Genomic DNA, 26,334 nt, shown 5'->3' on the forward strand with positions numbered 1-26,334 from the left:
CCCATTTGACACCAGGGCCCCGTGCTGCTCACCCCGTCCGACCTGCAGGCCATCGGCCTCACGCTCCAAGTCGCCAGCCTGACCACGCTGATCCTGCTGCTGGTGGGCGTGCCGCTGGCGTGGTGGCTGGCGCGCAGCCCGTCGGCGTGGAGCCGGCCCATCGGCGCGCTGGTGTCCATGCCGCTGGTGTTGCCACCCTCGGTGCTGGGGTTCTACCTGCTGGTGCTCATGGGGCCCCATGGCCCGGTGGGCCAATGGACCCAGGCACTCGGCCTGGGCGTGCTCACCTTCAGTTTCCCTGGCCTGGTGATCGCCTCGGTGTTCTACTCGCTGCCCTTCATGGTGCAACCGGTGCAGAACGCCATGCAGTCCCTGGGTGACCGCCCGCTGGAAGCCGCCGCGAGCCTGCGCGCCTCGCCGCTGGACACCTTCCTCACGGTGGTGCTGCCCCTGTGCAAACCGGGCCTGGTCACCGGCGTCATCATGAGCTTTGCGCACACCGTGGGCGAGTTCGGCGTGGTGCTCATGGTGGGTGGCAACATCCCGGGCGTGACACGCGTGATCTCGGTGCAGATCTTCGACCACGTCGAGGCGCTGGAATACGGGGATGCGCACCGCCTCGCGGCCATCATGCTGGGCTTTTCCTTCGTGGTCCTGCTCACCCTGCAGCTCTACAACCGGCGCCAGCGCGTCCGCCAGGCATGAGCGCCGCCCGGCCGCTCCGAAGGCGCTCGGCCCCGCAGTGCACAGCACGGAGGGTAGTCCAGTGAGCGCCGAAGGCTTGCAACTCTGCGCGAAGCTGCAGCGCCCCGGCTTCCTGCTCGACGTCGATCTGCGCCTGCCCGCGCGCGGGGTGAGCGTGCTGTTCGGCCCCTCGGGCTCGGGAAAAACCACCTGCCTGCGCGTGCTCGCCGGCCTGGAGCCCAAGGCCAGCGGCCGGGTGCGCGTGGGCGACGAGCTGTGGCAGGACAGCGCCCAGCGCCTCATGCGCCCGGTGCACCGGCGCGCGCTGGGCTACGTGTTCCAGGAAGCCAGCCTGTTCGACCACCTGAACGTGCAAGGCAACCTGATGTTCGGCTTCAAGCGCACGCCCGTGGCGGAACGCCGCCACCCCTGGGACCATGGGCTCGAATTGCTCGGTATCGCCCACCTGTTGCAACGCTTGCCGCACGAACTCTCGGGTGGTGAGCGCCAGCGTGTGGCCATCGCGCGCGCACTGGCCACGAGCCCGCGCGTGCTGTTGATGGACGAGCCGCTGGCGGCTCTGGACGCCGCGCGCAAGGCCGAGATCCTGCCCTGGCTGGAGCAACTGCACGAGCGGCTCGACATCCCGGTGGTCTACGTCACGCACTCGCCCGACGAACTCGCACGCCTGGGCGACCACGTGGTGCTGCTGGACGCGGGCCGCGTGCGCGCGCAAGGCCCGGTGCTGGACCTGATCACGCGCCTGGACCTGCCGCTGGCGCATGGCGACACGGCCGCCGCGCTCATCGATGCCCGTGCCGTGGGCTTCTCGGCCTGCGACCACCTGGGCGAGTTCGAGTTCGATGGCGGCCGCCTGCTCTTGCCACAGGCCAGTGCCCTGCCCGCGCTGACCCCGGTGCGCATCCGCATCCAGGCGCGCGACGTGAGTCTCTCCTTGCAGATGCCGGAGCAGACCAGCGTGCTCAACGTATTGCCGGCCCGTGTGGCCGACATCGCGAACGACACCCCGGGCCACGTGCTGGTGGGCCTGCAACTGGGCGACGGCTCCCGGCGAGCGCGCCTGCTCTCGCGCATCAGCGAGCTCTCGGCGCGCCGGCTCGGGCTGGCGCCAGGCGTGGCGGTCTTCGCGCAGATCAAAGGCGTGGCGCTCATGCGCTGAGGCCGTGGTCCCGTGGCGCCCTATCGGGAGCAACACCCTTGACCAGACGGTGCACAAGGATCAATGTGAAGGCCCTGTCACCAACGAAAGGCCTTCGATGAACACCTTCTTCCAACGGCGCACGGTTGCCACCCTGTTCGCCGGCGCCGTCATCGCCACCCTGGCGGGCTGCGCCCAGGTCAGCAGCATGGCCAGCAAGGTCACCGGCGGCCTGCCGCTCTCGGGCGCACAGGAAGTGCCACCGGTCAACACCTCGGCCACCGGCACCTCCACCATCGCGATCGCAGGCGATGGCAGCGTTGCCGGCAGCGTCAAGACCACCGGCATCGTGGCGACCATGGCCCATATCCACATGGGCCCTGCCGGGCAGAACGGCCCGGTGATCGTGCCCCTCACGAAGTCGGGCGACAACGAGTGGAGCGTTCCATCGGGAGCAAAGCTCACGCCAGCGCAACTCGCCGCCCACAAGTCGGGCTCGCTATACGTGAACGTGCACTCCGACGCTCACAAGGGCGGCGAGATCCGCGCCCAACTCAAACCCTGACGGCCAGCACAAACCCCAACGCCCCGGATCGGGGCGTTGGGGCTGCGTGCAGGATTCCGCCCAAGATCAGCCCATCAGCTGAACAACTCCTTCGGCACATTGCCACCGTTGGCCGCAATGTGCGCCAGCACGTTCTTGTGCAACCACATGTTCATCTTGGCCGAGTCGCCCATCAGCTCGTCGGGGCAGTAGAGCTCCTTGGCCAGCTGCTTGCGGGCCTCCAGGCTGCTGTCGAGATCGAGCAGCTTGAGCAGATCGACAATGGAGGTCTTCCAGTTGAGCTTCTGGGGATTGGCCTTGGCCTTCTGCTCCATCAGGCTCATCACGTCGACCATGGTGATCGAAGCCACGGCCGGGGCTGCTGCTGGTGCAGGCGCGGCGGCGGGTGCCGAGGCGCTGGGTGCTGGCGCCGCAGGCGTGATGACTGGTGCCGCCGCGGCGGACGACATGCCGAGCTTCTCAAGAATGTTGCTGAAAAATCCCATGGTGTTCTTCTCCGGGTTGGGTTGAAAAAGCCCGCCTGGCCCTCTGAGGTGGCGCGCCTCCCGAGCATAGGCCAAAAGAACCGCCCGCTTTCGTGCAAACTGCGCCCACATGCAGAAGCGAAAGCCCCAGGCCGCATCCCCCTTGCAGAACTGGATCGACACCGCTGCGGTGCGCATCAGGGCTTCCCTGACCGACTTCAGGCTCTCGGGCAGCGTGGACGAGATCCGCAATGTGCGCTGGTTTGCCCGCGGCGCGGCGGCATGACTTGGCCTGGTTCTCCGCCATCGATGCCCTGCTGCTCGCCCACCTCGAAGACGAATGGGCGCATGCCAGGTACTCCGCCCATCTCTTCGCGTTGATCTGGCCGCTGATGGCGCCCGACGAGCAGGTGTTCTTCGGGCCGTCGACGTGCGCCGCAGCTTCACGGCAGCCGGCCTCCTGGACCTCGACCAGGGCCATTGAACCCCCGGGGATACCGTGCGTTCAGCGCACCGAAATTGCGCGAAAAACGGGATCGCCCGAGGCCGGAACCAGACGATAGAGGTCGCCACTCATGGGGACAAAATCACCCGGAGCCGACATGAAGAAACGCACCTCCTCCTCCTCACCGCGTGGCAGTGTCTGGCCCAACGCCAACACGCTCGCGGTCGCGCGGGGGTTGCAAGCGAGAGACGCCCCCTTCCAGGACGAAGAAGAGGCCTTCTTGCTCAACAGCGCCCGCCGAAGCGCCATCTGCGCCCGGTACATCCAAAGGCTCAACGACCTGCAGGGTCTGCTGGTGCAGGACTCGTCCGTGGTCATGGAGCGGATGCTGAAACTGCCGCCCAGAAAGCGCGAGGGCATGGCGCGCGAACTCGGAAAGCGGCACATCCTGCAGAAGCTGCTGCAGCCACGCGGCGGGCAGCCGGGCGCCTGGAAGGTACTGGCCGGACTGGACGAGAGCTTCGATCGACTCAGCGCCGAGCAGCAGGCAGCCCGGTTGATCTGGCGTGAGATGGAACTGTTCGTCAAGAGCGCCACGGACCTGACCAAGACCGAAGCGCAATACAACCTGCTCATCAAGCGGGTGTGGGAGTACAAGAGCGTACTGGGGCCCGAGAGCGCACAACGCGAAGGGGCTGGTGAAAGCCCATGGTCACCCAGGGCAGCGCCGTTCGTCACTCGCGCAACCCACGGCTGAATCGCCTGTCCGATCGCCCTGTTTTTCAGGCCGGCGGCATCCAGTCGCTCAACACCTCGTCAGGCGCGGGCTTCTTGAATTTGGGTGCCCCGGATTTTCCAGCGGTGCCCAACACCACCCATCCCACCAGACGCTCCCCCGGACCGCAGAATGCGGCCACCACGGGCGCCGCGCGCACCTTGGCGCCGGACAGCATCTTGCCCGCATAGCCCAACGCGTGCGCCGCGTTCATGAAGTTGGTGAGCGCCCCCCCCACGGCCATCCACTGCTCGTGCTCCGTGGCCACCGGGTGCCCCGGGTCGATGCGCGCGATCACGGCCACCAGCAGGGGGGCATCCAGGGCACGGCTGCGGTCGCGTTGGGCCTCCTGCGCGTCCTTGCCCGCCAGCAGCGCGGCCTGCTCGTACAGATCGGCCAGGCGGCTGCGCGCGTCGCCACGGATGGCCGCAAAACGAAACGGAACCAGACCGGCATGGTCGGGCGCGCGCAGGGCGGCCTCGGCCATGCGCCGCAGCGCCTCCAGCGAGGGCGCGGGCCGCGCAAGGTGTTTGGGCCCGACCGAAAAACGGGTGAGCAAGCCCGCCAGGGGATCGGTCGTGTCGGCCTGGGTCACGGCTGCAAGCGGCGCGCGATCTCGCCCACCAGCTGGCGCGCCAATGCCAGCTTGGATGCGCGGGGCAACTCGGTCAGGCCGTGCTCGTCGACCAGCAGCAGCGCGTTGTCGTCCTGGCCGAAGGTCGCCGGACCGATGTTGCCCACCAGCAGCGGCACGCCCTTGCGCACGCGCTTGGCCTGGGCATGCTCTTCCAGATCGTGGCTCTCGGCCGCGAAACCCACGCAGTAGAGCTCACCGCTGCGCGCCCGCGCGGAGGCCGCGATGCCGGCCAGGATGTCCGGGTTCTCCACGAACGACAGCGTGGGCACCTGACCCGAGCCGTCTTTCTTGATCTTCTGCTCGGCCGAGGTGGCCGGGCGCCAGTCGGCCACCGCCGCGGCCGACACGAACACCGTCGCGCTGGGCACCAGCAGCTCCAGGCTCTTCTGCATGTTCTGAGCCGACTTCACATTCACCCGCCCGACCCCACGCGGCGTGGGCAAGCCCACGGGGCCCGCCACCAGCGTGACCTGCGCCCCAGCCTCGTGCGCGGCGCGCGCGATGGCAAAGCCCATCTTGCCGCTGGAGAGGTTGGTCAGGCCGCGAACCGGGTCGATCGCCTCGAAGGTCGGGCCGGCGCTCACCAGCACGTGCTGGCCCGCGAGCGGCTTGGGCTGGAAGAAGCGCACGATGTCGTAAAGCATTTCCTCCGGTTCGAGCATGCGGCCGTCGCCGACTTCGCCGCAGGCCTGCTCGCCCGCGCCCACGTCGAGCACGGTCGCGCCGTCGGCGCGCAGCTGCTTCACGTTGCGCTGGGTGGCCGGGTGTGCCCACATCTCGCGGTTCATGGCCGGGGCCAGGATCAAAGGTACCGATTCCAGCGGCCGGGCCAGGCACATCAGGCTGAGCAGGTCGTCGGCCCGGCCGTGCACCAGCTTGGCCATGAAGTCCGCGCTGGCGGGTGCGACCACCACGGCATCGGCCTCGCGGGTGAGGTTGATGTGAGCCATGTTGTTGTCCATGCCGCCCGAGGTGCGCGCGTCCCACTGCGAGGTGAAGACCGGCCGGCCCGAGAGCGCCTGCATGGTCACGGCGGTCATGAATTGTTCGGCCGCCTCCGTCATGACCACCTGCACCGTCGCACCGTCTTTCACCAGTGCCCGGCAGAGTTCGGCGGCCTTGTAGCAGGCAATGCCTCCGCAGAGGCCCAGGACGATGTGTTTTCCAGCAAGGTCGTTCATGGGGCGCAATGTATCAGTCAGCGCTGGCTTTGTCGGCGAGGGGGCAAAGGTGGGCCTTTATAATCGCCATTTCCACCTCCTGCGAGCGACCGGCTCGCCCGAGACATGACCAAATTTGTGTTCGTTACCGGCGGTGTGGTGTCCTCATTGGGCAAGGGCATAGCCTCCGCATCTCTCGCCGCTCTCCTCGAGTCCCGCGGCCTCAAAGTTACCCTCATCAAGCTCGACCCGTACATCAACGTGGACCCGGGCACCATGTCCCCCTTCCAGCACGGCGAGGTCTTCGTGACCGACGACGGCGCCGAAACCGACCTGGACCTGGGCCACTACGAGCGTTTCATCGAAACGCGGATGAAGCAGTCCAACAACTTCACCACCGGCAAGATCTACCAGTCGGTGCTGGAGAAGGAACGCCGGGGCGACTACCTCGGCAAGACGGTGCAGGTGATCCCGCACGTCACCAATGAAATTCAGGAATTCATCCAGCGCGGCGCGGGCATCGGCACGCCCGATGCGGTGGACGTGGCCATTGTGGAAATCGGCGGCACCGTAGGCGACATCGAGTCCCTGCCCTTCCTCGAAGCCGTGCGCCAGATGAGCCTGCGCCTGGGCCCGAACAACTCGGCCTTCCTGCACCTGAGCTACCTGCCCTGGATCGGCGCGGCCGGCGAGCTCAAGACCAAGCCCACGCAGCACACCGCCAAGGAACTACGCGCCATCGGCATCCAGGCCGACGCCCTGCTCTGCCGTGCCGACCGCCGCGTGCCCGATGAAGAGCGCGCCAAGATCTCGCTGTTCTCCAACGTGCCCGAGTGGGGCGTGATCTCCATGTGGGACGTGGACACCATCTACAAGGTGCCGCGCATGCTGCACGAACAGGGCCTGGACGGCCTGATCTGCGACAAGCTGCGCCTGAACACGCCACCGGCCAACCTCAAGCGCTGGGACGATCTGGTGTACGAGGTCGAGCACCCGAAGCACACGGTGAAGATCGCCATGGTCGGCAAATACGTCGACCTGTCGGACAGCTACAAGTCGCTCAACGAAGCGCTGCGCCACGCCGGCATGAAGAACCACGCCAAGGCGCAGATCGAGTACATCGATTCGGAAACCATCGAGCCTGGCAACGTCGCGAAAATTCTCGGCAAGTTCGACGCCATCCTGGTGCCCGGCGGCTTCGGCAAGCGCGGCGTAGAAGGCAAGATCTGCGCGGCGCGCTACGCCCGCGAGAACAAGGTGCCCTACCTCGGCATCTGCCTGGGCATGCAGGTCGCCACCATCGAATACGCCCGCCACGTGGCGGGCCTGAAGGACGCCAACAGCACCGAGTTCGAGGCCCATGCGCCGCACCCGGTGATCGCGCTCATCACCGAATGGAAAGACGCCGACGGCAGCATCCAGCAGCGCAGCGCCAGCTCCGATCTGGGCGGCACCATGCGCCTGGGCGCACAAAGCTCCGACATCGCACCCGGAACCCTGGCACACCAGATCTACGGTCCGGTGGTCACCGAGCGCCACCGCCACCGCTACGAAGCCAACGTGAACTACCTCGACCAGCTGCGCAAGGCCGGCCTGGTGATCTCAGCGCTCACGCAGCGCGAGCACCTGACCGAAATCGTCGAGCTACCGCAGGACGTACACCCCTGGTACATGGGCGTGCAGTTCCACCCCGAGTTCAAGTCCACCCCCTGGGATGGGCACCCGCTCTTCAACGCCTACGTGACGGCCGCCCTGGCCCACCAGGCGCAGACCCGCGCCAAGACGCCCATCGCGGCCTGAACGAGCGTTCTCCCGGAATACCGCCCATGAAACTCTGCGACTTCGACATCGGCCTGGACCGGCCGTTCTTCCTGATCGCCGGTCCTTGTGTGATCGAGTCCGAGCAATTGCAGATGGACGTGGCAGGCCAACTGAAAGAGATCACCGGCAGCCTCGGCATTCCCTTCATCTTCAAAAGCAGTTTCGACAAGGCCAACCGCAGCAGCGGCACCAGCTACCGCGGCCCGGGGCGCGACAAGGGTCTGGAAATTCTGGCCAAGGTCAAGCGCGAACTCGGCGTGCCGGTGCTCACCGACGTGCACAGCGAAGACGACATCGCCGATGCCGCGAAGGTTTGCGACGTGCTGCAGACGCCCGCCTTCCTGTGCCGTCAGACCGACTTCATCCGCGCCGTGGCGCAAAGCGGCAAGCCAGTGAACATCAAGAAGGGCCAGTTCCTCGCGCCGCACGACATGAAGAACGTGATCGACAAGGCGCGCGCGGCCGCCAAAGAAGCCGGCCTGAACGAAGACAACTTCATGGCCTGCGAGCGCGGTGCGAGCTTTGGCTACAACAACCTGGTCTCCGATATGCGCGCCCTGGCCATCATGCGCGAGACCGGCGCGCCGGTGGTGTTCGACGCCACGCACAGCGTGCAGTTGCCCGGCGGGCAAGGCACCAGCAGCGGCGGGCAGCGCGACATGGTGCCGGTGTTGGCGCGCGCGGCGGTCGCCGTGGGCGTGGCGGGCCTGTTCATGGAAACCCACCCCGACCCGGCCAATGCCCTGTCCGACGGCCCCAACGCCGTGCCGCTCAAGCACATGAAAGCGCTGCTGGAAACCCTGCTCGCGCTCGACACCGTCACCAAGAAGAACGGTTTTCTTGAAGACCACTTCAACGCCTGATTTTTCGAGTTTTCACATTTCCTGTTTTTGACGCAAAGGTATTGAGACCATGAGTGCAATCGTTGACATCGTTGGCCGCGAAATCCTCGACAGCCGAGGCAACCCCACCGTCGAATGCGACGTGCTGCTGGAGAGCGGCGTGATGGGCCGCGCGGCCGTGCCCTCGGGCGCCTCCACCGGCAGCCGCGAAGCCATCGAACTGCGCGACGGTGACAAGAGCCGCTACCTGGGCAAGGGCGTGCTCAAGGCGGTGGAGAACATCAACACCGAAATCTCCGAAGCCGTGCTGGGTCTGGACGCGTCCGAGCAGGCCTTCCTGGACAAGACCCTGATCGACCTCGACGGCACCGAGAACAAGGGCCGCCTGGGTGCCAATGCCATGCTCGCCGTCTCCATGGCCGTGGCCCGCGCCGCCGCCGAAGAAGCCGGCCTGCCGCTGTACCGTTACTTCGGCGGCATGAGCGCGGTGCAGATGCCCGTGCCCATGATGAACGTGGTCAACGGCGGCGCGCACGCCAACAACAACCTCGATCTGCAGGAGCTGATGATCATCCCCGTGGGCGCGCCGAGCTTTCGTGAAGCGCTGCGCTGGGGCGCCGAGGTGTTCCATGCACTCAAGAAGATTGTGCACGACAAGGGCATGAGCGTGGCCGTGGGAGACGAAGGCGGTTTCGCACCCAACGTGGAAAACCACGAAGCCGCGATCCAGATGATTCTGCAAGCCATCGCCGACGCCGGCTACACCGCAGGTGAACAGATCGCCCTCGGCCTGGACTGCGCCGCCAGCGAGTTCTACAAGGACGGCAAGTACCACCTCGAAGGCGAAGGCCTGGTGCTCAGCGCCGAGGACTGGACCAACATGCTGGCCACCTGGGTCGACAAATACCCGATCGTCAGCATCGAGGACGGCATGGCCGAAGGCGACTGGGACGGCTGGAAGGTGCTCACCGAGCGCCTGGGCCAGCAGGTGCAGCTGGTGGGCGACGACCTCTTCGTCACCAACACCAAGATCCTGAAGGAAGGCATCGACAAGCGCATCGGCAACTCGATCCTGATCAAGATCAACCAGATCGGCACGCTGACCGAAACCTTCGCCGCGATCGAAATGGCCAAGCGCGCGGGCTACACCGCCGTGATCAGCCACCGCTCGGGCGAAACCGAAGACAGCACCATCGCCGACATCGCCGTGGGCACCAACGCCGGCCAGATCAAGACCGGCTCTCTCTCGCGCTCGGACCGCATGGCCAAGTACAACCAGTTGCTGCGCATCGAGGAAGACCTGGGTGACGTGGCCGTGTACCCCGGCCGTGAAGCGTTCTACAACCTCAGGTAATCTCCGCCCATGGCCCGCCGCTTCATCCCTGCCCTGCTGATCGGACTGCTCGTCATCGTGCATGCGCAGTTGTGGTTCGGGCGCGGCAGCCTGCCCCGTGTAGCGAGCCTGAAGCAGCAGCTCGCCACCCAGGAGCTCGCCAACCGCGACGCGCAACTGCGCAACGACCAATTGGTGAGCGAAGTGCGCGACCTGCAGGAAGGCCTGGGCATGGTGGAGGAGCTGGCCCGGCAGGAGTTGGGCATGGTCAGGCCCAACGAGATCTTCGTGCAGATCGCCAAGGGCAGGCCTTGACCCTGTGCGTGGCGCTGCTGGGCGGAGAGTCCAGCGGCAAGTCTTCGCTGGCAGCGGCCCTGCACACACAACTTCAAAACGTACACGGCCTGCGCGCCGTCGTGGTGCCCGAACATTTGCGCGGCTGGTGCGAAGGTCACGGCCGAGCACCGCAAGCCCAGGAGCAGACGGCCATCGCCGCCGAACAAACCCGGCTCATCCAGGTGGCTCGGCAAACGCTCGGCGTGGACGTGGTGATCGCCGACACCACCGCCTTGGTGGTCGCGGCCTACAGCGCGCTCTACTTCCAGGATGACAGTTTGATCGCGCCCGCGTTGGCCGTGCAGCGCAGCCTCTTCGGTGTACACCTGCTCATGGGCCTGGACCTGCCCTGGGTGCCCGATGGCCTGTTGCGCGACAGCCCTTGCGTGCGCGACGCCACCGATGCGCTGCTGCGTGACGCGCTGCAGGGCGCAGGCATCGGCTTTCAAACCGTGTATGGGCAGGGCGAGGCGCGTGCGCAGCAGGCGCTGCGCGCGGTGGGCACCGCGCTGGGCCGCCCGCTCGTGTGGCAGGACCCTGCACTGGCCAACGGCCTGCGGCCCTGGTCCTGTGAGAACTGCAGCGATCCCGAATGCGAACACCGGCTGTTCACCGGGCTCCTGAGCAACCGATAACCAGGAATACGGCGAACGGTGAGCGTTCAGTGCTTCTGGTCGCTCGCCGGCACCTGCTGCGCCGGCTGCAGAAACACCTGCGCCGCGTCCACCGGATCGAACCGGTACTTCGCACCACAGAACTCGCAACCCACCTCCACCTGGCCCTGCTCGCTCAGGATCGATTCGACTTCGTCGCGCCCCAGACTGCGCAGCATGTTGCTCACGCGATCGCGTGAACACGTGCAGGCAAAGCGCGGGCCGCTCTCGCCCGTGAGTGGCTCGAACCGGCGCACATCCTCTTCCCAGAACAGGCGGCGCAGGATGGTGTCGGCGTCCAGGCCCAGCAGCTCCTCGCGCTTGAGGCTGGACGCCAGGATCGCGATGCGGTTGTAGTCCTCATTCACGCCAATCTGGTCTTCGTCGCGCGCGCCCGACTGGCCCGCCAGGTTGTCCTGGCCTTGCAGCGGCAGGCGCTGGATCAGCAGGCCTGCGGCCATTTTGTCGTCGGCCGCGAGCACCAGCCGCGTGTCGAGCTGCTCGCTCTGCAGCATGTAGTGCTCGATCACCTCGCTGAGTTTCTCGAGCTTTTCGCGCTTGTCGCCAAACAACGGCACCACGCCCTGGTAAGGCTGCTGGCCCGGCAGGCGGTCCGTGGGGTCGAGCGTGATGGCGCAACGGCCCTGGTTGGTCACGTTGACCATGTGCGAGAGCGGCGCATCGGCCGCCACCTCGCCCACCACGGTGGCGGTGGCGCGCAGGCGCAGGTCGGGCTGCACTTCGGCCACGGCCAGCTTCACCGGGCCATCGCCCATGATCTGCATGATCAGCGCGCCGTTGAATTTGATGTTGGCCTGCATCAGCGTGGCCGCCGCCGTCATTTCACCCAGCAGCTCCGTGACGGCCTCGGGGTAGCCGCCCGCTTCGCGATGGCGCTGCAGGATTTCCTGCCAGGCGTCGGTCAGGCGCACGAGCATGCCGCGCACGGGCAGGCCTTCGAAGACGAATTTGTGGAGTTCGGACACGCGGTGCTTTCTGGGGCGTTCAAAAAAAATGCGAAGCGGTTCAGATGGGATTCAACCGACCTTTTTCAAGCCCTTGCGGTAGCGCGCGGCATTGGCGATATAGCTGCGCGCGCTGCGGCGCAGGCCTTCGATTTGTTCAGGAGAGAGCGACTTCACCACCCGCGCCGGGCTGCCGAGGATCATGCTGCCGTCGGGGAACTCCTTGCCTTCGGTGACCAGCGCGCCCGCGCCCACCAGGCAGTTCTTGCCGATCTTCGCGCCGTTGAGCACGGTAGCGCCAATGCCGATCAGCGATTCATCGCCGATGGTGCAGCCGTGCAGCATCACCTGGTGGCCTACGGTCACGTTGTCGCCCACGGTGGTGGGCACGCCAACGTCCGCGTGAAGCACGCTGCCGTCCTGGATGTTGGAGCCACGCCCGATCGTGATGGTCGCTGTATCGCCCCGTATCACCGCGCCGAACCAGACGCTGCTGTCTTCGGCCATCACCACGTCGCCGATCACCGAGGCGCAGTCGGCAACCCAGGCGGAGTCGGCCATGCGGGGAGCGGTTCCATCGAGTTCGTAAAGGGCCATCGGGCGTTCTCCTGTGGGGTCTGCATTCTCAAAACCTAGAATTGTAGGGATGCAAGCGCCCGCTCACCCGACACCTCCGCCCTTGACCTCGCTGCGCGCACGAGCATTGGGGGCGCTGTGCACCGCCGACCCGGGTGCCAAGGTCGCGGCGACCCACGCCTTGTTCGGGTCCCAACAGGCGGGCCGGTTGCGGATCGACCCGACCGAGCACCTGCAAGCCGATGCCACAGCGCCACTGCCCGGGCGGCCGGCGCGGCCGCTGCTGGTGGCGCCGGTGGACGTGCCGCAGCGCTCGCCCTTCACGCCCGAGGGCCTGGCCATGCTGCTGCACGCGGTGGCGCACATCGAATTCAACGCCATCGACCTGGCGCTGGACGCAGTCTGGCGCTTTCCCGACATGCCGGCCGACTACTACACCGACTGGCTGCGCGTGGCCCACGAAGAAGCCACGCACTTCCACTTGCTGCGCACGCACCTGCAAAGCCTGGGGCACGACTACGGCGATTTCGTGGCGCACAACAGCCTCTGGGAGATGTGCCTGCGCACGCAGCACGATGCGACGGCGCGCATGGCGCTCGTGCCACGCACCATGGAAGCACGCGGCCTGGACGCCACGCCGCCGATGCAGGCGCGTCTGCGCAAGGTCGGCACACCAGCAGCTTTGCGCGCGGTCGAGATCCTGGACGTGATCCTGCGCGACGAGATCGGCCATGTGGCGGTGGGCAACCGCTGGTATGGGTGGTTGTGTGCGCAGCAAGACATCGAACCGCTGGGCCACTACCGCCGTCTGGCGCGCGCGCACTCGGCACCGCGCCTGCGGCCACCCTTCAACGATACGGCGCGGCTGGCGGCCGGGTTCAGCCAGCCCGAGCTGGACGATCTGCTCGCGGCCGCATCGCGCTCGTGAGAGTCGGAAGTCTTCCCGCACATTCGCTGCGATAGATCACGGGCAAGGGCGCGCGGCCGGCCACTGCAGCAGCGCATCTGCATGCGCATCTGCACCGGCAGGTGCGACGCTCTCTGCCCAAGGGAGATGGTCCTTTTGGCCGCAGGGTCTAGAGGTCGGACAGGCAGCGACGGGCGCAGCACAAGGGTGCGGCGAAGACGGATGCGATCGACGTGCATGCTCCAGCAAGAGGCAGTACATTCGCGAGATGGAGAAGAGGATCGAACTGAACGAATACCTTGGGCAGGCGTTTGATCGCATCCCGGTAGCCATGATCGTGGTCAATCAGCGGGGCGAAATCACCCGCCTCAACCAACTCGCAGAGACCACCTTCGGCTACGAAAGCGCCGAACTCATTGGGCGCCCTGTCGAGATATTGATTCCCTCGCGCTACCGACACGCCCATCCAAGCTATAGACAAGGTTTCCTCGCAGAAACCAGCGCAAGACCCATGGGCGCTGGGCGCGATCTCAGTGGACTGCGCAAGGACGGCAGCGAGTTTCCGGTCGAGATCGGCATCAACCCGGTGCAGACGGGGGAAGGGCCGATGATCCTCTCCGTGATCCTGGACCTCAGTGAACGCAAGCTGAACGAGAAGCGCATCCAGGACGCGCTGCAACAGAAGGATCTGCTGCTGCGCGAGGTGCACCACCGCGTAAAGAACAACCTGCAAGTGATCCACAGCCTGCTGGATCTCCAGGCACTCAAGAGCAAGGACAGCGAACTCATCGGCATGTTGCGCGACAGCCGGAACCGCGTGCGCTCCATGTCGCTCATCCACCAGACCTTGTACCAGTCGCAGAACTTTGCGCAGGTGGACTTTCAGCGCTTTCTCGGTGAGTTATTGCCTCGCCTGACCGAAGCGTACGGATCGACATCCCACCTGATCGCGATCGAAATCAATGCGCACGACGTCAAGCTCCCCATCAACGAAGCCATTCCCTGCGGACTCATCGTCAACGAACTGGTGAGCAATGCGCTCAAGCATGGCTTTCTCGGCCGGCAACGCGGCAAGATTGTGGTGGACATTCGGGAGCTGGACGACAAGCACGTGGTGCTTTCGATCAGTGACGACGGCCGGGGCATCCAGGAGGACCTCGATCTCGATCGCACCGGCTCGCTTGGCTTGCAGCTCGTCAATCTTCTGACCCAGCAGTTGCACGGAGAGCTGACGATCCAGCGCGCCAACCCCACCCGGTTTTCGCTGCGTTTCCAACTTGGAACAAGCCCATGAAACAACCTGCCAGGATCATGATCGTGGAAGACGAAAGCATCGTCGCCTTCAACCTCAAGCAGCGCCTGTCCCAACTGGGTTACGACGTGCCGCATGTGGCCGTCTCGGGACAGCAGAGCCTTGAGATGATTTCTCGCTCTCGGCCCGACCTCGTGCTGATGGACATCCACATCGAAGGTGAGATGGATGGCATCGAAGTGGCCTCCCGGCTCAACCAGGACAACCCGGTACCGGTGATCTACCTCACCGCGTATTCCGAAGATTCCACGCTGGAGCGGGCGCGCAAGACGCGTCCCTATGGCTACCTGATCAAGCCGTTTTCCGAGCGCGAGCTGCATGCCACTATCCAGATGGCGCTGGAGCGCCACGCCGTTGAAGAAGCCCTGGGGGAAAACCGCCGGCTGCTGCAACAGGCGCTGGACGCCGCCAGCCTCGGCATCCTGGAGCTGGACACCTCGACCGATGCCATGGCCGTCAACTCGCGCACGGCGGAACTGCTCGGGCGGCCGGCAGAGCAAGCCATGAGGCTCGACGATTTTCTGACTGGCATCGATGAGAAAGACAGGGCCAACGTCGCCCTGCGGCTCAAAGAAGCACTCGACCCGCTCAAGAGATTCAGCGAAGAGTTTCGCCTGCAGACCAACAGCAAGCCCGAACGCTGGATCAAGCTGGATGCCCGTGCGATGCCCTGCCACCGCATCAGCGGCGTCTTACAAGACATATCGGCGCGCAAACACGCGGAAATCCGCCTGCGCAGACTGAACACCGACCTGGAAAGCCTGGTGAGTGAGCGCACCAACGAACTGCGCGAGAGTTTGAAGGAACTTGAAACTTTCAGCTATTCGGTCGCGCACGACCTGCGCTCGCCCATCCGTGCGATTGCAGGCCTGAGCAACGTGCTGCTGGAAGACCACCGGGCCCAGCTCGATGACGAGGGTCTCAATCTGATCGCGCGCATTGCCTCCAAGAGCGCCCAGATGGGCACCCTCATTGATGCCCTTCTGAACCTGTCTCACCTGTCCTCTGTGAAGCCGCAGATGAGTGAAGTGAATTTGAGCGGCATCGCCGCCGACATCATCGAACAACAGATGGAGACGGAACCCCAGCGGGTGGCCGATGTGCGCATTGCACCGAATCTGGTGGCACATGGCGACCCTGTTCTGGTGCGCAGCGTGCTAGACAACCTGCTGCGCAACGCCTGGAAGTTCTGCGCCAAACGGGACGTCACCCGCATCGAGGTCGGCCGCGCCTCAGCGGAGGGACGGGACGCCTTCTATGTGCGGGACAACGGCTGCGGGTTCGACATGGCCCAGGCCGATCAGCTGTTCAGCCCGTTCCGGCGGTTGCACAGCGACACCGAATTCAAAGGGACCGGCATCGGCCTGAGTATCGTGCAGCGCATCGCGGCAAGACACGGCGGTCGCGTCTGGGTGCAGGCCGAGCAGAACAAGGGCGCCACGTTCTACTTCACGCTCACGGCCTGACATGAAACACCCCCCTGCGCCGCTGACGCGGCTTCCCCCCTCTTTGGCGCGCCTTCGGCGCTTCGAGGGGGGACGGCATCTTGGGCCGGCGTAGCCGTCCCTCGATGCCTTTGGATGGGGGCACGCGCGCCGGAGGGGCAACACCTGGGGCAGGACCCTCGATACCTCTGGGCGCGGTGGAAAACTGAGATGCCGCGGCTGCGCGCGCCACGGGCCCGGCGCCGATAATCGGTGATGACTTCCGCACCCTCGACCGCCTTCAGCACACTCCCCCTCTCCCCCGCCACCCTGGCCAACCTGGAGCAACTGGGCTACACGGCCATGACGCCGATCCAGGCCGCGGCCCTGCCACCGGCCTTGCTGGGCAAAGACATCATTGCCCAGGCCAAGACCGGCAGCGGCAAAACAGCGGCCTTCGCCCTCGCCCTGCTCGCCAACCTGAATCCGCGCCGCTTCGCCGTGCAGACGCTGGTGCTGTGCCCCACGCGCGAACTGGCCGACCAGGTGACCACCGAGATCCGCCGCCTGGCGCGCGCCGAAGACAACATCAAGGTCGTCACGCTGTGCGGCGGCGTGCCGCTGCGCGGGCAGCTCGCCACGCTGGAGCATGGCGCGCACATCGTGGTCGGTACGCCGGGCCGCCTCATGGACCACCTGGAGCGCGGCAGCCTGCAGCTCGAAGCGCTCAACACGCTGGTGCTTGACGAGGCGGATCGCATGCTCGACATGGGCTTCTTCGACGACATCGTCACCGTTGCCCGGCAGTGTCCCAAGGCGCGCCAGACGCTGCTGTTCTCCGCCACTTACCCGGAAGCCATCGCCAAGTTGAGCGCGCAATTCATGCGCGAGCCCATCACCGTGAAGGTGGAAACGCAGCACGCGGGTGCGCAGATCGAGCAGCGCTGGTACGAGGTGAGCGAGAACGAACGGCTGGATGCGGTCAGCAAGCTGCTGGCCCACTTCAGGCCCGCGAGCACACTGGCCTTCTGCAACACCAAGGCGCAGTGCCGCGACCTCGTCGCCGTGTTGCAGGCGCAAGGCATCAGCGCGCTGGCGCTGTTTGGCGAACTGGAGCAGCGCGAGCGCGACCAGGTGCTGGTGCGTTTTGCCAACCGCAGTTGCTCGGTGCTCGTGGCCACCGACGTGGCCGCGCGCGGCCTGGACATTGCCAGCCTGGCCGCCGTGATCAACGTGGACGTGACGCCCGACCCCGAGGTGCACATCCACCGCATCGGCCGCACCGGGCGCGCGGGCGAAAGCGGCCTGGCGCTCAACCTCGCCAGCCTCGACGAGATGGGCAGCGTGGGCAAGATCGAACAGTTGCAGGGCCGCGAATCCACCTGGCACCCGTTGGGCGAACTCAGGCCCACGAGCCACGAACCACTGGTGCCTCCCATGGTCACGCTGCACATCCAGGGTGGCCGCAAGGAGAAGATCCGCCCGGGCGACGTGCTGGGCGCGCTCACGGCCGACCTGGGCTACACCCGCGAGCAGGTGGGCAAGATCAACGTGAACGAATGGTCGACCTACGTGGCGGTGGACCGCGCCATTGCCCAGCAGGCCGCGAGCCGGCTCAACGCCGGGCGCATCAAGGGCAAGAGCGTGAAGGTGCGGGTGCTGGAAGACTGAGCTAAGGCCTGTTCACACTATTTTTCCAAGTGCGAAGGGGTTGAACACTGCGCCCATCTAGGCGCGCGACGACGGCCAGACTGGGCGTCTGGCCTAGGAGTGCAACGACGAGGGGCGCTGTGTTCAACCCCTTCCCTTCGGGTTGCGGATCCAAAAGGCCGTGCGCCGCGTTGCGAAGCCTCGCCGGGCCACCGGCCCGTCTGCGTTTCGCGCCTTGCGCATGGCCTTTTGGATCCGCAACGCATCTTGGAAAAATAGTGTGAACAGGCCCTAGAAAGTCACCACCACCGAGGCCGCGCTGCGTTTGGCCTCGCCATGGAACACCGCCTCGATGTTGTTGCCATCGGGGTCGATGACGAAGGCACCGTAGTAACCCGGGTGGTACTTCCGGATGCCTGGGGCGCCGTTGTCCTTTCCACCCGCGTCCAAAGCGGCCTTGTAAAACGCATCGACCATCGCCTTGTCCTGCGCCTGGAAGGCCAGATGGTGGCGGCCCGTCAGCTCGCCGTTCGCAGCCTCGCTGTCGGCCGTGGACACGAACAGCTCATCGGCCCAGAAATAGTCGTCGCCACTGCCACTCAGGGGAATGTCCAGCGCCTTGAACACGGCGGTGTAGAACACCTTGCTGGCGGGCAGGTCCTTCACCACCAATTGAATATGGTCGATCAGACGACCGCGGTGCAGTTCGTGTGTTTCCATGGGCACTCCTGTTTCAGGACGAGGAAGGGAAACCATCCTAGCGGTACCCAGCACTAAACTCCAACCGATGCCTGGCGTAAAAATCTGCAAACCCTGTCTCTGGACCGCGCTGCTGGCGGCGGGGTTCCTCTTCATCTGGTACTTCAAAGTCCTGGCACTGGGTTTCTACTGGCTCACCACCACCCTCAACGCGGCGCAGTGGAAGGACACGGCACTGTGGCTGCCCGACTACCGCGTGGCGGTGGAGGGCTTGCCGATCCAGGGCTTGACGCGCAACACCTCGGGGCTGACCTTCAACGAGGAAACCGGCACCCTGTTCACCGTGATCAACCGCCCGCCGCAAGTCGCTGAACTCACCACCGATGGCCGCCTGCTGCGCGTGATCGACATCGACGGCCTGAAAGACCCCGAGGGCATCACCTACGTGGAGCGGGACACCTACGTCATTTCCGACGAAGCCAGCCACAGCATGTACTGGGTGCGGATCGGCCCCGACACCCAGCGCGTCTCGGTCACAGGCGCGTCCAGCCTGGGCCTGAGCATCGACACCGTGCACAACGCCAGTTTTGAAGGCGTGTCCTGGGACAGTCTGGAGCACCGGCTGTTCGTGGTGAAGGAGAAGATGCCGCTGCGCGTGCTGGTCATCAGCGGGCTGGACGTGTTCAACGAATCCATGGGTTTCAACATCGACATCAGCGAATGGCAGTCGTCCAGCGCGGCCTCGCTGTTCATGAGCGACCTGTCCTCGCTCACGCTGCACGAGCCGACCGGGCAGTTGCTGTTGCTCAGCGACGAGTCCGCGCTGATCGTGGCCTACGGGCCCGATGGCCACCCGATCAGCATGCTGCCCTTGTGGCGCGGGTTTCATGGCCTGAGCAAGAAGGTTCCCCAACCCGAAGGTGTTGCCGTGGGCCCCGACGGTGCCATCTACGTGCTGTCCGAGCCCAATCTGTTCTACCGCTTCGAACGCAAGACGAGCCCGTAGACTATCCCCCTCACACAGACAGGAGCACCACCATGGGCGCGCAATGGAAAGCCAAACACAAGGACCTCGCCGCGAACGCCAGGGGCAGGCTCTTCGGCAAACTCGCCAAAGACATCATGATCGCCGCGCGGCATGGCGCCGACCCGGCCTCGAACGCGCGGCTGCGCCTGGTGGTGGAGCAGGCGCGCAAGGTCTCCATGCCCAAGGACACGCTGGACCGCGCCATCAAGAAGGGCGCCGGCCTCACCGGCGAGACGGTGCACTTCGAGCACGTGGTCTACGAAGGCTTCGCGCCGCACCGCGTGCCGGTGATAGTGGAATGCCTGACCGACAACCTGAACCGCGCGGCCTCCGAGATGCGCGTGCTGTTTCGCAAGGGCCAGTTGGGCACCTCGGGTTCGGTGGCCTGGGATTTTGACCACGTGGGCATGATCGAGGCCGAACCCAGCTCAAAGGACGCGGACCCGGAGCTGGCCGCCATCGAAGCCGGCGCGCAGGACTTTCACCCGGCACACGACGAAGGCGTGACCCTGTTCCTGACCGACCCCACCGACCTCGACCTGGTCGGCCGCGCGCTGCCCGCGCAGGGCTTCACCGTGCTCTCCTCCAAGCTGGGCTACAGGCCCAAGAACCCGATAGACCCCGGCAGCCTGAGCGCCGAACACCTGGAAGAGGTGGAGGCGTTTCTCGCCGCGCTGGACGCGAACGAAGACGTGCAGAATGTCTTCGCCGGCCTGGGGGGCTGAGTCGCCCACCGCTTCTCACCGACAATCGCAGCCATGAACGACACCACCAGCCCTTCCCGCCCGCCCCTGCCCGACCACCTGTCCATCGATGCCCGCAGCCCACACCACGTGGCCGCCGTGTTCGAGCACGACATCGGCATCCACTTCAACGGCAAGGAGCGCTTCGATGTGGTCGAGTACTGCATCAGCGAAGGCTGGGTGAAAGTGCCTTCGGGCAAGACGCTGGACCGCAAGGGCAATCCCTTGCTGATCAAGCTCAAGGGCCAGGTGGAGGCGTTCTACAAATAGCGTCCCTTGCTCACGCCGAGCGCTGCCGCCAGTTCGCTGGCCGGCGCTCGGCGAAAGCACGAAAGCCTTCCTGCGCATCGGCGCTTTGCGCCAACAGCGGCAGCAGGGCCTGCGTGTAGTTCAGCGCATCGGCATACGACAAGTCCGACGCTGCGTTCAGCGCCCGCCGGCCGATCTGCAACGCCGTGGGCGCACACAGCCGCAGCCTGGCAATGGCTTGATCGACCGCCGCATCCAGCTCCTCGGGCGGCACGGCGCTGTTCAACAAGCCGATGTGGACCGCCTTCTCGGTGCCGAACCGCTCGGCGTAGAAGCACATCTCGATCAGCGCCCGGCGCGGAATCACGCGCTGCAGCGCGGGCAGGATCATCATGGGAAACAGGCCTACGCGGCCTTCGGTGGTGCCGAACAACGCGCCCGTTGCGCCAATGGCGATGTCGCACGCGCAGACCAAGCCCACGCCCCCGCCGAAGGCACTGCCGTTGATGCGCCCCACCACCGGATGCGGGCAACGCTCGATGGCGCGAAACAGGTCGGCCACGGGGTGGTCGAAGCGCTCGGCATCGAGATCGAACGGCCGGCCTTCCTGGCTCGACGTCAGTTGCCCGCCCGCGCAGAAGGTCTTGCTGCCCGCGCCGGTGAGCACCACGGCATCGAGATCGCGCCGCTGCCCTGCGCTATCGAAAGCCTGCGCCAGTTGCCGGAGCATCTCCTGCGTCATGGTGTTGTGCCGCTCGGGGCGGTTGATCGTGATGTGCAAGACGCCGTCGCGCACTTCGCACAACACGCCGTCGGGTGCCACACCCGGGGCGCTGCTGGTTGTGTTCGATGTCATGGGATTTCGATGCTCCATGTGGCGGGCACGTGCAAGGGTGCTTCAAGCAGCATCTGCGCATGGCTCTTGCCCTGGGGGTCGTAGCGAAGGGATGCGACACCGCCGCCCCCGAGCGCGCGTTCGATCAGGAAGTTGAAGGCGTTGAGGCCTGGCCAGTCAAAGCGCGTCACGGGCCCTTCGGCCAGATGGCGCAGATGATCGGCGACGCGTTCGGCGGTCAATTGCGCGGCGATCACCGGGAGGTACTCCGGCTTGCGCGCGATCACGGCGATGTTCGAAGCGTCCCCCTTGTCGCCGCTGCGCGCGTAGGCGAGATCGATCAGCCGAACCGTTCGAGTGCCGTCCGGCGCGGCACGGGTCGCGGGTGCATCGGCAGTGACCGGTGGCGCCTGCCGCGCGGGCAGTGCGGCCCATGCGCTGGCGGGTGGCCCGGCCACGTCGTCCAACACGTGCTCACCGACATGCACGCGAACCTGCGCGGACGATCGGGGCAGCAACACCGAGTACAAGCGCATGACGGGTTGGACTTTGGGCCGGCCACCGAAGATGCCCGAGATGCCGGGGGCCATCGCCGTGGCGCTGGGGAAGATTTCGCGCGAAAAAAGCTCCAGCGCCGCCGCCTCGGTGTGGCGAGCGGCCACTTTGAGCACCACCTCGCGCCAGGCACGGGTGGCCGCGTGCGGACCGTAGCTTTCTTCCGCGCCCAGGATCTCGACCGAGGTTTCCGCGAAGTCGGCCCAGCCGTTCTGATCGAACATCCGGCGGCAACGCGCCAGGATCGCCTCGCCCATGGCCCTGGCCTTCGCGGCCGCGTCGATGCCCCGCACCATCATGGTGGCGAGACAACGGTAGCCCTCGGGCGCGGTCACCGACACCTTGTACGTGGGCGTGCACGGCTTGCCGCGCGCGCCGCTCACGCGCACCTGGTCGGGGCCGACCTGCTCGACGCGCACCTGGGACAGGTCGCACACCACGTCGGGCAACACATAGTTCTGCGGGTCGCCGGTTTCGTAGGTCACCTGTTCGCTGATCACATCCACGTCGACACGCCCGCCGGTCTGCGCCGGCTTGGTCACGGTGAAGCTGCCGTCGCGGCGGCACACCGCAATCGGGAAACCCATGTCGGCCCAGTCTTTCGCGGTGGCTTTCCAGTCGGTGGCATAGCCCCCCGTGGCCTGCACGCCGCACTCGATGACGTGGCCAGCCAGCGAGCCCGCGGCCAGCAGGTTCCAGTCGGTGGGCGACCAGCCGAACTCGTGCACCAAGGGACCGAGCACCAGCGCGCTGTCGGCGCAGCGGCCGGTGATGACGATGTCCGCCCCAGCGGCCAGGGCGCGCGCGATCGGAAACGCACCCAGGTAGGCGTTGGCGGTGGCCATGCGTTCGGGCAGCGGCTCACCGCTCCACATCTCCCGCCACGTGCCGGCAGCAGCCCGCACCTCGCCCAGCACGTCGTCCCCGGTCACCGCCGCCACCTTCAGCGCAATGCCCTGCCTGGCCAATTCACGTTCCAGCGCCTGCTGGCAGGCCAGCGGATTGCAGCCGCCCGCGTTGGCCACGACCTTGACGCCTTTGGACACCAACTCCTTCGCCAGCGGGGCGATGACGTGCGTCACGAAATCCGTCGCGTAACCCGCTTGCGGATGGCGCTCCATGGCCCGCGCCATGATCGACAACGTGATCTCGGCCAGGTAGTCCAGCACCAGGTAGTGGATGTCGCCCTGGCGCACCAGCTGCGCGGGCCCATCGGGCGAATCGCCCCAAAAGCCGGCTCCTGCGCCGATGCGCAGCTCTTCTCGTCCTGGGTTCATGGACCTTGTCACTCCATCGTCGCGCCAGACACGCGCACCACCTCGCCCCAGCGCGTGATCTCCGAATTCATGAAGGCCTTGAACTCCGCGGGCGGCAACGGTATGGCCTCCTGTCCCTGCGTGGCCAGGGTCTTGCGCAGGCCCGGGTCGTCCAAGGCCAGCTTCAAGGCAGCGTAGAGCTTGTCGCGGATCGGCGTCGACAACCCGGCCGGCGCGAGCACACCCACCCAGCCGCTGGACGTCACGTTCTCGAAGCCCTGCTCGCGCGCGGTCGGCACTTCCGGCGCGAAGCTGGCCCGCTGGTCCGACAGCACCGCCAATGCGCGCAGGTCGCCCTTGCGCACGTGGGGCAACAGGGGGGCGTAGTAGATCATCATCTTCACGTGGCCCGCGATCAAGTCGGTGATCGCCTGGCCCACGTTTTTGTAGGGCACCTGCACCAGCTTGGCCCCGGTCTTCATGGTCAACAGCTCGGCCGTGAGGTGGCCCGAGGAGCCTACGCCTGAGGAGCCATAGCTCACGCCTTGCGGCTGCGTGCGCGACCACTCGACAAACTCCTTGAGGTTGCGCGCCGGCACCGAGGGATGCACGACGAAAAACGCGGGTGGCGCCACGGCCAGGCCGATCGGCGTGAAGTCGCGGTTCACGTCGTAGGGCAGCTTCTTCATCAACGAGACCAGCGTGCCGTGGGAGGTCACACCGCCCATCACGAGCGTGTAGCCGTCAGGGGCGGCCTTGGCCGCGGTTTCGCTGCCGATGATGCCGCTGGCCCCGGCAATGTTCTCCACCACGATGGTGCCCTTGAGCGCCTCGGCCATTCTGGGCGCGAACAGGCGCGCGGTGCCGTCGGTCAGCGAACCGGGACTGAACGGCACGATGAGCTTGATCGGCCTGGAAGGGTAGGCCTCCACCGACTCGTTCGCCCGCACGTGCGGGGCCACACCAGCGGCCAGGCAAGCACCGCTCAGTTGAAGAAGTTTCCGTCTGCGCATGGTTGTCTCCTGTAAATTTCATATACATGAACCACAAGTCATGTTCATGAACTTAATTTTAAGAAGCGTCGAGACCCGACATCGATAGGAAATTACCCTAATCATTTGCCACTTGACATCGCGATGGCCTTCTGGAAAATGAACCCATCCATGATCCATAGTTCTCATTTATGAACCAAAAAACAAAAAACCCAGGAGATGGGCCGCTGGCCGGTGTGCGCGTGCTGGATCTGTCGGCCGTGATTTCCGGGCCGTTCGCCGGTCAGATGCTGGCCGAGCTCGGTGCCGACGTGGTGAAGATCGAGCCCCCCGATGGCGACAGCCAGCGCCGCATCGGGCCTGCGCGCGGCGAGGGCATGGGTCACATCTACATGAACTCCAACCGAGGCAAACGCGCGCTGGGTCTGGACTTGAAAAAGCCGGCCGGCCGCGCGGTATTGCTGCGCCTGGCGCGCACGGCCGACGTGCTGCTCTACAACATGCGGGCCCGCGCCATGGAGCGCCTGGGCCTGAGCCACGCCGTGCTCGCCGAAACGAACCCACGCCTGATCTTCGTGGGCCTGTTCGGCTTCGGGCAGGACGGCCCTTATGCCGACAAGCCCGCCTACGACGATCTGATCCAGTCGGCAGCCGGTGTAGCGCACATCATGAGCCGCAAGCTCTCGTCCGCGCCGCAGTACGTGCCGTTGGCACTCGCCGATCGCAACGCCTCGTTCAATGCGGCGCTGGCGATCTGCGCGGCGCTATACGAGCGCGAGCGCAGCGGGCTGGGACAACGGATCGACATTCCGATGTTCGAGAACACGGTGTCGATGGTGATGGCCGACCACCTGGGCGGCCTGAGCTTCGAACCTGCCTTGGGCGAAGGGGGCTACGCGCGCCTGCTCGCGGCCGGCCGCAAACCCTATCGCACGCAGGACGGCTACATCGCGGCCATGCCCTTCACCGACCGCCACTGGCGCCGTCTCTACGAGGTCATCGGACGCGCCGACGACTTCGAGCGCGACACCCGCCTGCACACCATGCAGTCCCGCAACCAGCACGTGGACGCCATCTACGCCGAGTTCGAACAGTTGCTGGCGGGCCGGCCCTCGGCGCATTGGTTGCGTGTGTTCGAAGAGGCCGACGTTCCCAACATGCCAGTGCACGACCTGCACAGCCTGCTCGAAGACGAACACCTGAGAGCGGTGAACTTCTTTCCGAAGGAATCACACCCGAGCGAAGGCGTGTTGCGGCGCACGCGCCACCCCAACCACTGGTCCCGCACGCCACCCCAGCCCACGCGACCCGCGCCCCGTGTGGGCGAGCACAGCGACGAGGTGCTGCGCGAAGCCGGCTTCGACGCCGCGGAAATCGCCGCACTGGTGCAGGACGGCATCGTCGCGCAGGCACGCATGCCCGAGGCGCAGTGGTGAGTCCGAGCGTGCAAGCTTCGCCTCTGGACGGCGTGCGCTGGACGGTCGAGCGTCACGTGGGCGAGTTGACGCTCGCCGAGCCCGACACACGCAATGCCTTCTCGACCTCCTTGCTGCGTGGCGTGCACCGCGGGCTGGACCTTGCGCAACAGAACCCTGAGGTGCGCGTGCTGCTCATCCTGGCCGAGGGTCCGCATTTCTCGGCAGGTGCGGATCTGAAGAGCCTGATGCAGGCCCACGCACATGACGAAGAAACCCTGGTGGCGCACGCACAACCCATTGCAGACTTGTTCCGGCGCGTGGGCGACTTTCCCAAGCCCGTGGTCGTGGGCATACAGGGCGCGGCCATCGGCGGAGGCTTCGGACTGGCGTGCGCCGCCGACCTGGTGGTGGCCGCCAGCAACGCGCGCTTCAGCTGCCCCGAGGTGCGCCTGGGGTTGTTTCCATTCCTGCTCATGCCCGCCTTGCGCAAGGCGCTGGGCGATCGGCGCGCGCTGCAACTGGCCCTCACCGGCGAAGAACTCAACGCAGAACAGGCACTGGCGGCCGGCGTCGTGGGCGACGTCGTGGCGCCTTCGTCCCTGGACGCCCAAGCCCGCGCGCTGGCGCAGCAGGTCGCACGCGCCAGCCCGCGCGCGCTGGACCTGGGCATGCGGGCGTTTCGCGCCACCACCGGCCACCCGTGGGAGCAGGCTCTTCAGACGCAACTGCGTCTGCGCTCGCGGTGTCTGCGCGGGACCGATGTGCGCGAAGGTGTCTCGGCCTTTCTGGAGAAGCGCGAGCCGCAGTGGGCACCTCGACAGCCCACTGGATAGAATCCGCCGCATTCAAACG

Annotated in this window: 29 protein-coding genes; 20 read left to right on the plus strand and 9 right to left on the minus strand. The window is 66.0% G+C overall.

The window, feature by feature from the left end; translation table 11 throughout:
* The first annotated feature begins 21 nt into the window (after positions 1-21).
* From modB to F9K07_RS19995, 3 genes are all read left to right on the plus strand, one after another.
* On the plus strand, positions 22-705 hold the full coding sequence (gene modB, locus F9K07_RS19985) for a molybdate ABC transporter permease subunit (protein WP_159595092.1): 684 nt from the start codon (positions 22-24) through the stop codon (positions 703-705).
* Positions 706-766: 61 nt separating this feature from the next.
* The gene (gene modC / locus F9K07_RS19990) at positions 767-1,864 is read left to right on the plus strand and encodes a molybdenum ABC transporter ATP-binding protein (RefSeq protein ID WP_236581369.1); all 1,098 of its coding nucleotides are present in this window, start codon (positions 767-769) and stop codon (positions 1,862-1,864) included.
* A 97-nt stretch (positions 1,865-1,961) separates the two neighbouring features.
* Positions 1,962-2,408 (plus strand): CHRD domain-containing protein, encoded by a 447-nt coding sequence (locus tag F9K07_RS19995; protein WP_159595094.1) that lies wholly within the window; start codon positions 1,962-1,964, stop codon positions 2,406-2,408.
* Positions 2,409-2,482: 74 nt separating this feature from the next.
* On the opposite strand, the gene F9K07_RS20000 is transcribed toward F9K07_RS19995, so the two are convergent.
* The gene (locus F9K07_RS20000) at positions 2,483-2,893 is read right to left on the minus strand and encodes a DUF3597 family protein (protein WP_159595095.1); all 411 of its coding nucleotides are present in this window, start codon (positions 2,891-2,893) and stop codon (positions 2,483-2,485) included.
* A 109-nt stretch (positions 2,894-3,002) separates the two neighbouring features.
* Here F9K07_RS20000 and F9K07_RS20005 point away from each other — a divergent pair, with 109 nt between their 5' ends.
* From F9K07_RS20005 to F9K07_RS20010, 3 genes are read left to right on the plus strand one after another with little or no spacing between them, the layout of a single operon-like run.
* On the plus strand, positions 3,003-3,158 hold the full coding sequence (locus tag F9K07_RS20005; protein ID WP_159595096.1) for a hypothetical protein: 156 nt from the start codon (positions 3,003-3,005) through the stop codon (positions 3,156-3,158).
* 1 nt (position 3,159) lies between these two features.
* Positions 3,160-3,435 carry a hypothetical protein gene (locus F9K07_RS31935; RefSeq protein ID WP_236581370.1) on the plus strand — a complete coding sequence of 92 codons (276 nt, stop codon included), beginning with the start codon at positions 3,160-3,162 and terminating at the stop codon, positions 3,433-3,435.
* 39 nt (positions 3,436-3,474) lie between these two features.
* Positions 3,475-4,074 carry a hypothetical protein gene (locus F9K07_RS20010; protein ID WP_159595097.1) on the plus strand — a complete coding sequence of 200 codons (600 nt, stop codon included), beginning with the start codon at positions 3,475-3,477 and terminating at the stop codon, positions 4,072-4,074.
* Between the two features lie 25 nt (positions 4,075-4,099).
* Here F9K07_RS20010 and F9K07_RS20015 read toward each other — a convergent pair whose 3' ends face one another.
* Complete coding sequence (locus F9K07_RS20015; RefSeq protein WP_159595098.1) at positions 4,100-4,687, minus strand: nitroreductase family protein; 588 nt, start codon at positions 4,685-4,687, stop codon at positions 4,100-4,102.
* On the minus strand, positions 4,684-5,910 hold the full coding sequence (gene coaBC, locus F9K07_RS20020) for a bifunctional phosphopantothenoylcysteine decarboxylase/phosphopantothenate--cysteine ligase CoaBC (protein WP_159595099.1): 1,227 nt from the start codon (positions 5,908-5,910) through the stop codon (positions 4,684-4,686). Before coaBC ends, F9K07_RS20015 begins: the two co-directional genes overlap by 4 nt.
* Before the next feature lie 105 nt (positions 5,911-6,015).
* Between coaBC and F9K07_RS20025 the strand changes: the two genes are divergently transcribed.
* The 5 genes from F9K07_RS20025 to F9K07_RS20045 are packed head-to-tail and all read left to right on the plus strand — an operon-like array spanning position 6,016 to position 10,856.
* Complete coding sequence (locus tag F9K07_RS20025) at positions 6,016-7,689, plus strand: CTP synthase (protein ID WP_159595100.1); 1,674 nt, start codon at positions 6,016-6,018, stop codon at positions 7,687-7,689.
* Positions 7,690-7,715: 26 nt separating this feature from the next.
* Positions 7,716-8,573 (plus strand): 3-deoxy-8-phosphooctulonate synthase, encoded by an 858-nt coding sequence (gene kdsA / locus F9K07_RS20030; RefSeq protein WP_159595101.1) that lies wholly within the window; start codon positions 7,716-7,718, stop codon positions 8,571-8,573.
* Positions 8,574-8,622: 49 nt separating this feature from the next.
* Positions 8,623-9,906, plus strand: a complete 1,284-nt coding sequence (eno, locus tag F9K07_RS20035; protein WP_159595102.1) for a phosphopyruvate hydratase — start codon at positions 8,623-8,625, stop codon at positions 9,904-9,906.
* A gap of 9 nt (positions 9,907-9,915) precedes the next feature.
* Entirely contained in the window at positions 9,916-10,200 is a 285-nt protein-coding gene (locus F9K07_RS20040; RefSeq protein ID WP_159595103.1) for a septum formation initiator family protein, read from the plus strand.
* Positions 10,197-10,856 (plus strand): AAA family ATPase, encoded by a 660-nt coding sequence (locus F9K07_RS20045; RefSeq protein WP_236581372.1) that lies wholly within the window; start codon positions 10,197-10,199, stop codon positions 10,854-10,856. Before F9K07_RS20040 ends, F9K07_RS20045 begins: the two co-directional genes overlap by 4 nt.
* 26 nt (positions 10,857-10,882) lie before the next feature.
* Here the strand turns inward: F9K07_RS20045 and hslO are convergent, their stop codons facing one another.
* On the minus strand, positions 10,883-11,860 hold the full coding sequence (gene hslO, locus F9K07_RS20050; RefSeq protein ID WP_159595104.1) for an Hsp33 family molecular chaperone HslO: 978 nt from the start codon (positions 11,858-11,860) through the stop codon (positions 10,883-10,885).
* Positions 11,861-11,911: 51 nt separating this feature from the next.
* Positions 11,912-12,436 carry a gamma carbonic anhydrase family protein gene (locus tag F9K07_RS20055; protein ID WP_159595105.1) on the minus strand — a complete coding sequence of 175 codons (525 nt, stop codon included), beginning with the start codon at positions 12,434-12,436 and terminating at the stop codon, positions 11,912-11,914.
* A 49-nt stretch (positions 12,437-12,485) separates the two neighbouring features.
* Between F9K07_RS20055 and F9K07_RS20060 the strand changes: the two genes are divergently transcribed.
* The 4 genes from F9K07_RS20060 to dbpA all read left to right on the plus strand — a co-directional run bounded on the left by F9K07_RS20060 (position 12,486) and on the right by dbpA (position 17,729).
* Positions 12,486-13,343, plus strand: coding sequence for a ferritin-like domain-containing protein (locus F9K07_RS20060; protein ID WP_159595106.1), 858 nt, complete (start codon positions 12,486-12,488; stop codon positions 13,341-13,343).
* Positions 13,344-13,590: 247 nt separating this feature from the next.
* The gene (locus tag F9K07_RS20065) at positions 13,591-14,616 is read left to right on the plus strand and encodes a sensor histidine kinase (protein WP_159595107.1); all 1,026 of its coding nucleotides are present in this window, start codon (positions 13,591-13,593) and stop codon (positions 14,614-14,616) included.
* Positions 14,613-16,100, plus strand: a complete 1,488-nt coding sequence (locus F9K07_RS20070) for a sensor histidine kinase (RefSeq protein WP_159595108.1) — start codon at positions 14,613-14,615, stop codon at positions 16,098-16,100. Before F9K07_RS20065 ends, F9K07_RS20070 begins: the two co-directional genes overlap by 4 nt.
* A 234-nt stretch (positions 16,101-16,334) precedes the next feature.
* On the plus strand, positions 16,335-17,729 hold the full coding sequence (gene dbpA / locus F9K07_RS20075; RefSeq protein WP_159595109.1) for an ATP-dependent RNA helicase DbpA: 1,395 nt from the start codon (positions 16,335-16,337) through the stop codon (positions 17,727-17,729).
* A 270-nt stretch (positions 17,730-17,999) separates the two neighbouring features.
* On the opposite strand, the gene F9K07_RS20080 is transcribed toward dbpA, so the two are convergent.
* The gene (locus F9K07_RS20080; protein WP_159595110.1) at positions 18,000-18,428 is read right to left on the minus strand and encodes a VOC family protein; all 429 of its coding nucleotides are present in this window, start codon (positions 18,426-18,428) and stop codon (positions 18,000-18,002) included.
* A gap of 67 nt (positions 18,429-18,495) precedes the next feature.
* Here F9K07_RS20080 and F9K07_RS20085 point away from each other — a divergent pair, with 67 nt between their 5' ends.
* The 3 genes from F9K07_RS20085 to F9K07_RS20095 are packed head-to-tail and all read left to right on the plus strand — an operon-like array spanning position 18,496 to position 20,447.
* Positions 18,496-19,413 carry an SdiA-regulated domain-containing protein gene (locus F9K07_RS20085; protein ID WP_159595111.1) on the plus strand — a complete coding sequence of 306 codons (918 nt, stop codon included), beginning with the start codon at positions 18,496-18,498 and terminating at the stop codon, positions 19,411-19,413.
* A gap of 32 nt (positions 19,414-19,445) precedes the next feature.
* Positions 19,446-20,159 (plus strand): YebC/PmpR family DNA-binding transcriptional regulator, encoded by a 714-nt coding sequence (locus F9K07_RS20090; protein WP_159595112.1) that lies wholly within the window; start codon positions 19,446-19,448, stop codon positions 20,157-20,159.
* A 33-nt stretch (positions 20,160-20,192) separates the two neighbouring features.
* Positions 20,193-20,447, plus strand: a complete 255-nt coding sequence (locus F9K07_RS20095) for a DUF3297 family protein (RefSeq protein ID WP_159595113.1) — start codon at positions 20,193-20,195, stop codon at positions 20,445-20,447.
* A gap of 10 nt (positions 20,448-20,457) precedes the next feature.
* Here F9K07_RS20095 and F9K07_RS20100 read toward each other — a convergent pair whose 3' ends face one another.
* The 3 genes from F9K07_RS20100 to F9K07_RS20110 are packed head-to-tail and all read right to left on the minus strand — an operon-like array spanning position 20,458 to position 24,085.
* On the minus strand, positions 20,458-21,282 hold the full coding sequence (locus F9K07_RS20100; RefSeq protein ID WP_159595114.1) for an enoyl-CoA hydratase-related protein: 825 nt from the start codon (positions 21,280-21,282) through the stop codon (positions 20,458-20,460).
* Positions 21,279-23,093: an acyclic terpene utilization AtuA family protein gene (locus F9K07_RS20105; RefSeq protein ID WP_159595115.1), complete on the minus strand. Its 1,815-nt coding sequence runs from the start codon at positions 23,091-23,093 to the stop codon at positions 21,279-21,281. Before F9K07_RS20105 ends, F9K07_RS20100 begins: the two co-directional genes overlap by 4 nt.
* 8 nt (positions 23,094-23,101) lie before the next feature.
* Entirely contained in the window at positions 23,102-24,085 is a 984-nt protein-coding gene (locus F9K07_RS20110; protein ID WP_159595116.1) for a Bug family tripartite tricarboxylate transporter substrate binding protein, read from the minus strand.
* Positions 24,086-24,255: 170 nt separating this feature from the next.
* On the opposite strand from F9K07_RS20110, the gene F9K07_RS20115 reads away from it, so the two are divergent.
* Positions 24,256-25,500, plus strand: a complete 1,245-nt coding sequence (locus F9K07_RS20115; protein ID WP_159595117.1) for a CaiB/BaiF CoA transferase family protein — start codon at positions 24,256-24,258, stop codon at positions 25,498-25,500.
* Between the two features lie 8 nt (positions 25,501-25,508).
* The gene (locus F9K07_RS20120; protein WP_159595118.1) at positions 25,509-26,315 is read left to right on the plus strand and encodes an enoyl-CoA hydratase/isomerase family protein; all 807 of its coding nucleotides are present in this window, start codon (positions 25,509-25,511) and stop codon (positions 26,313-26,315) included.
* Positions 26,316-26,334: the final 19 nt, after the last annotated feature.

It is taken from the genome of Hydrogenophaga sp. BPS33, assembly GCF_009859475.1.
Taxonomy (GTDB): Bacteria; Pseudomonadota; Gammaproteobacteria; order Burkholderiales; family Burkholderiaceae_C; genus Hydrogenophaga.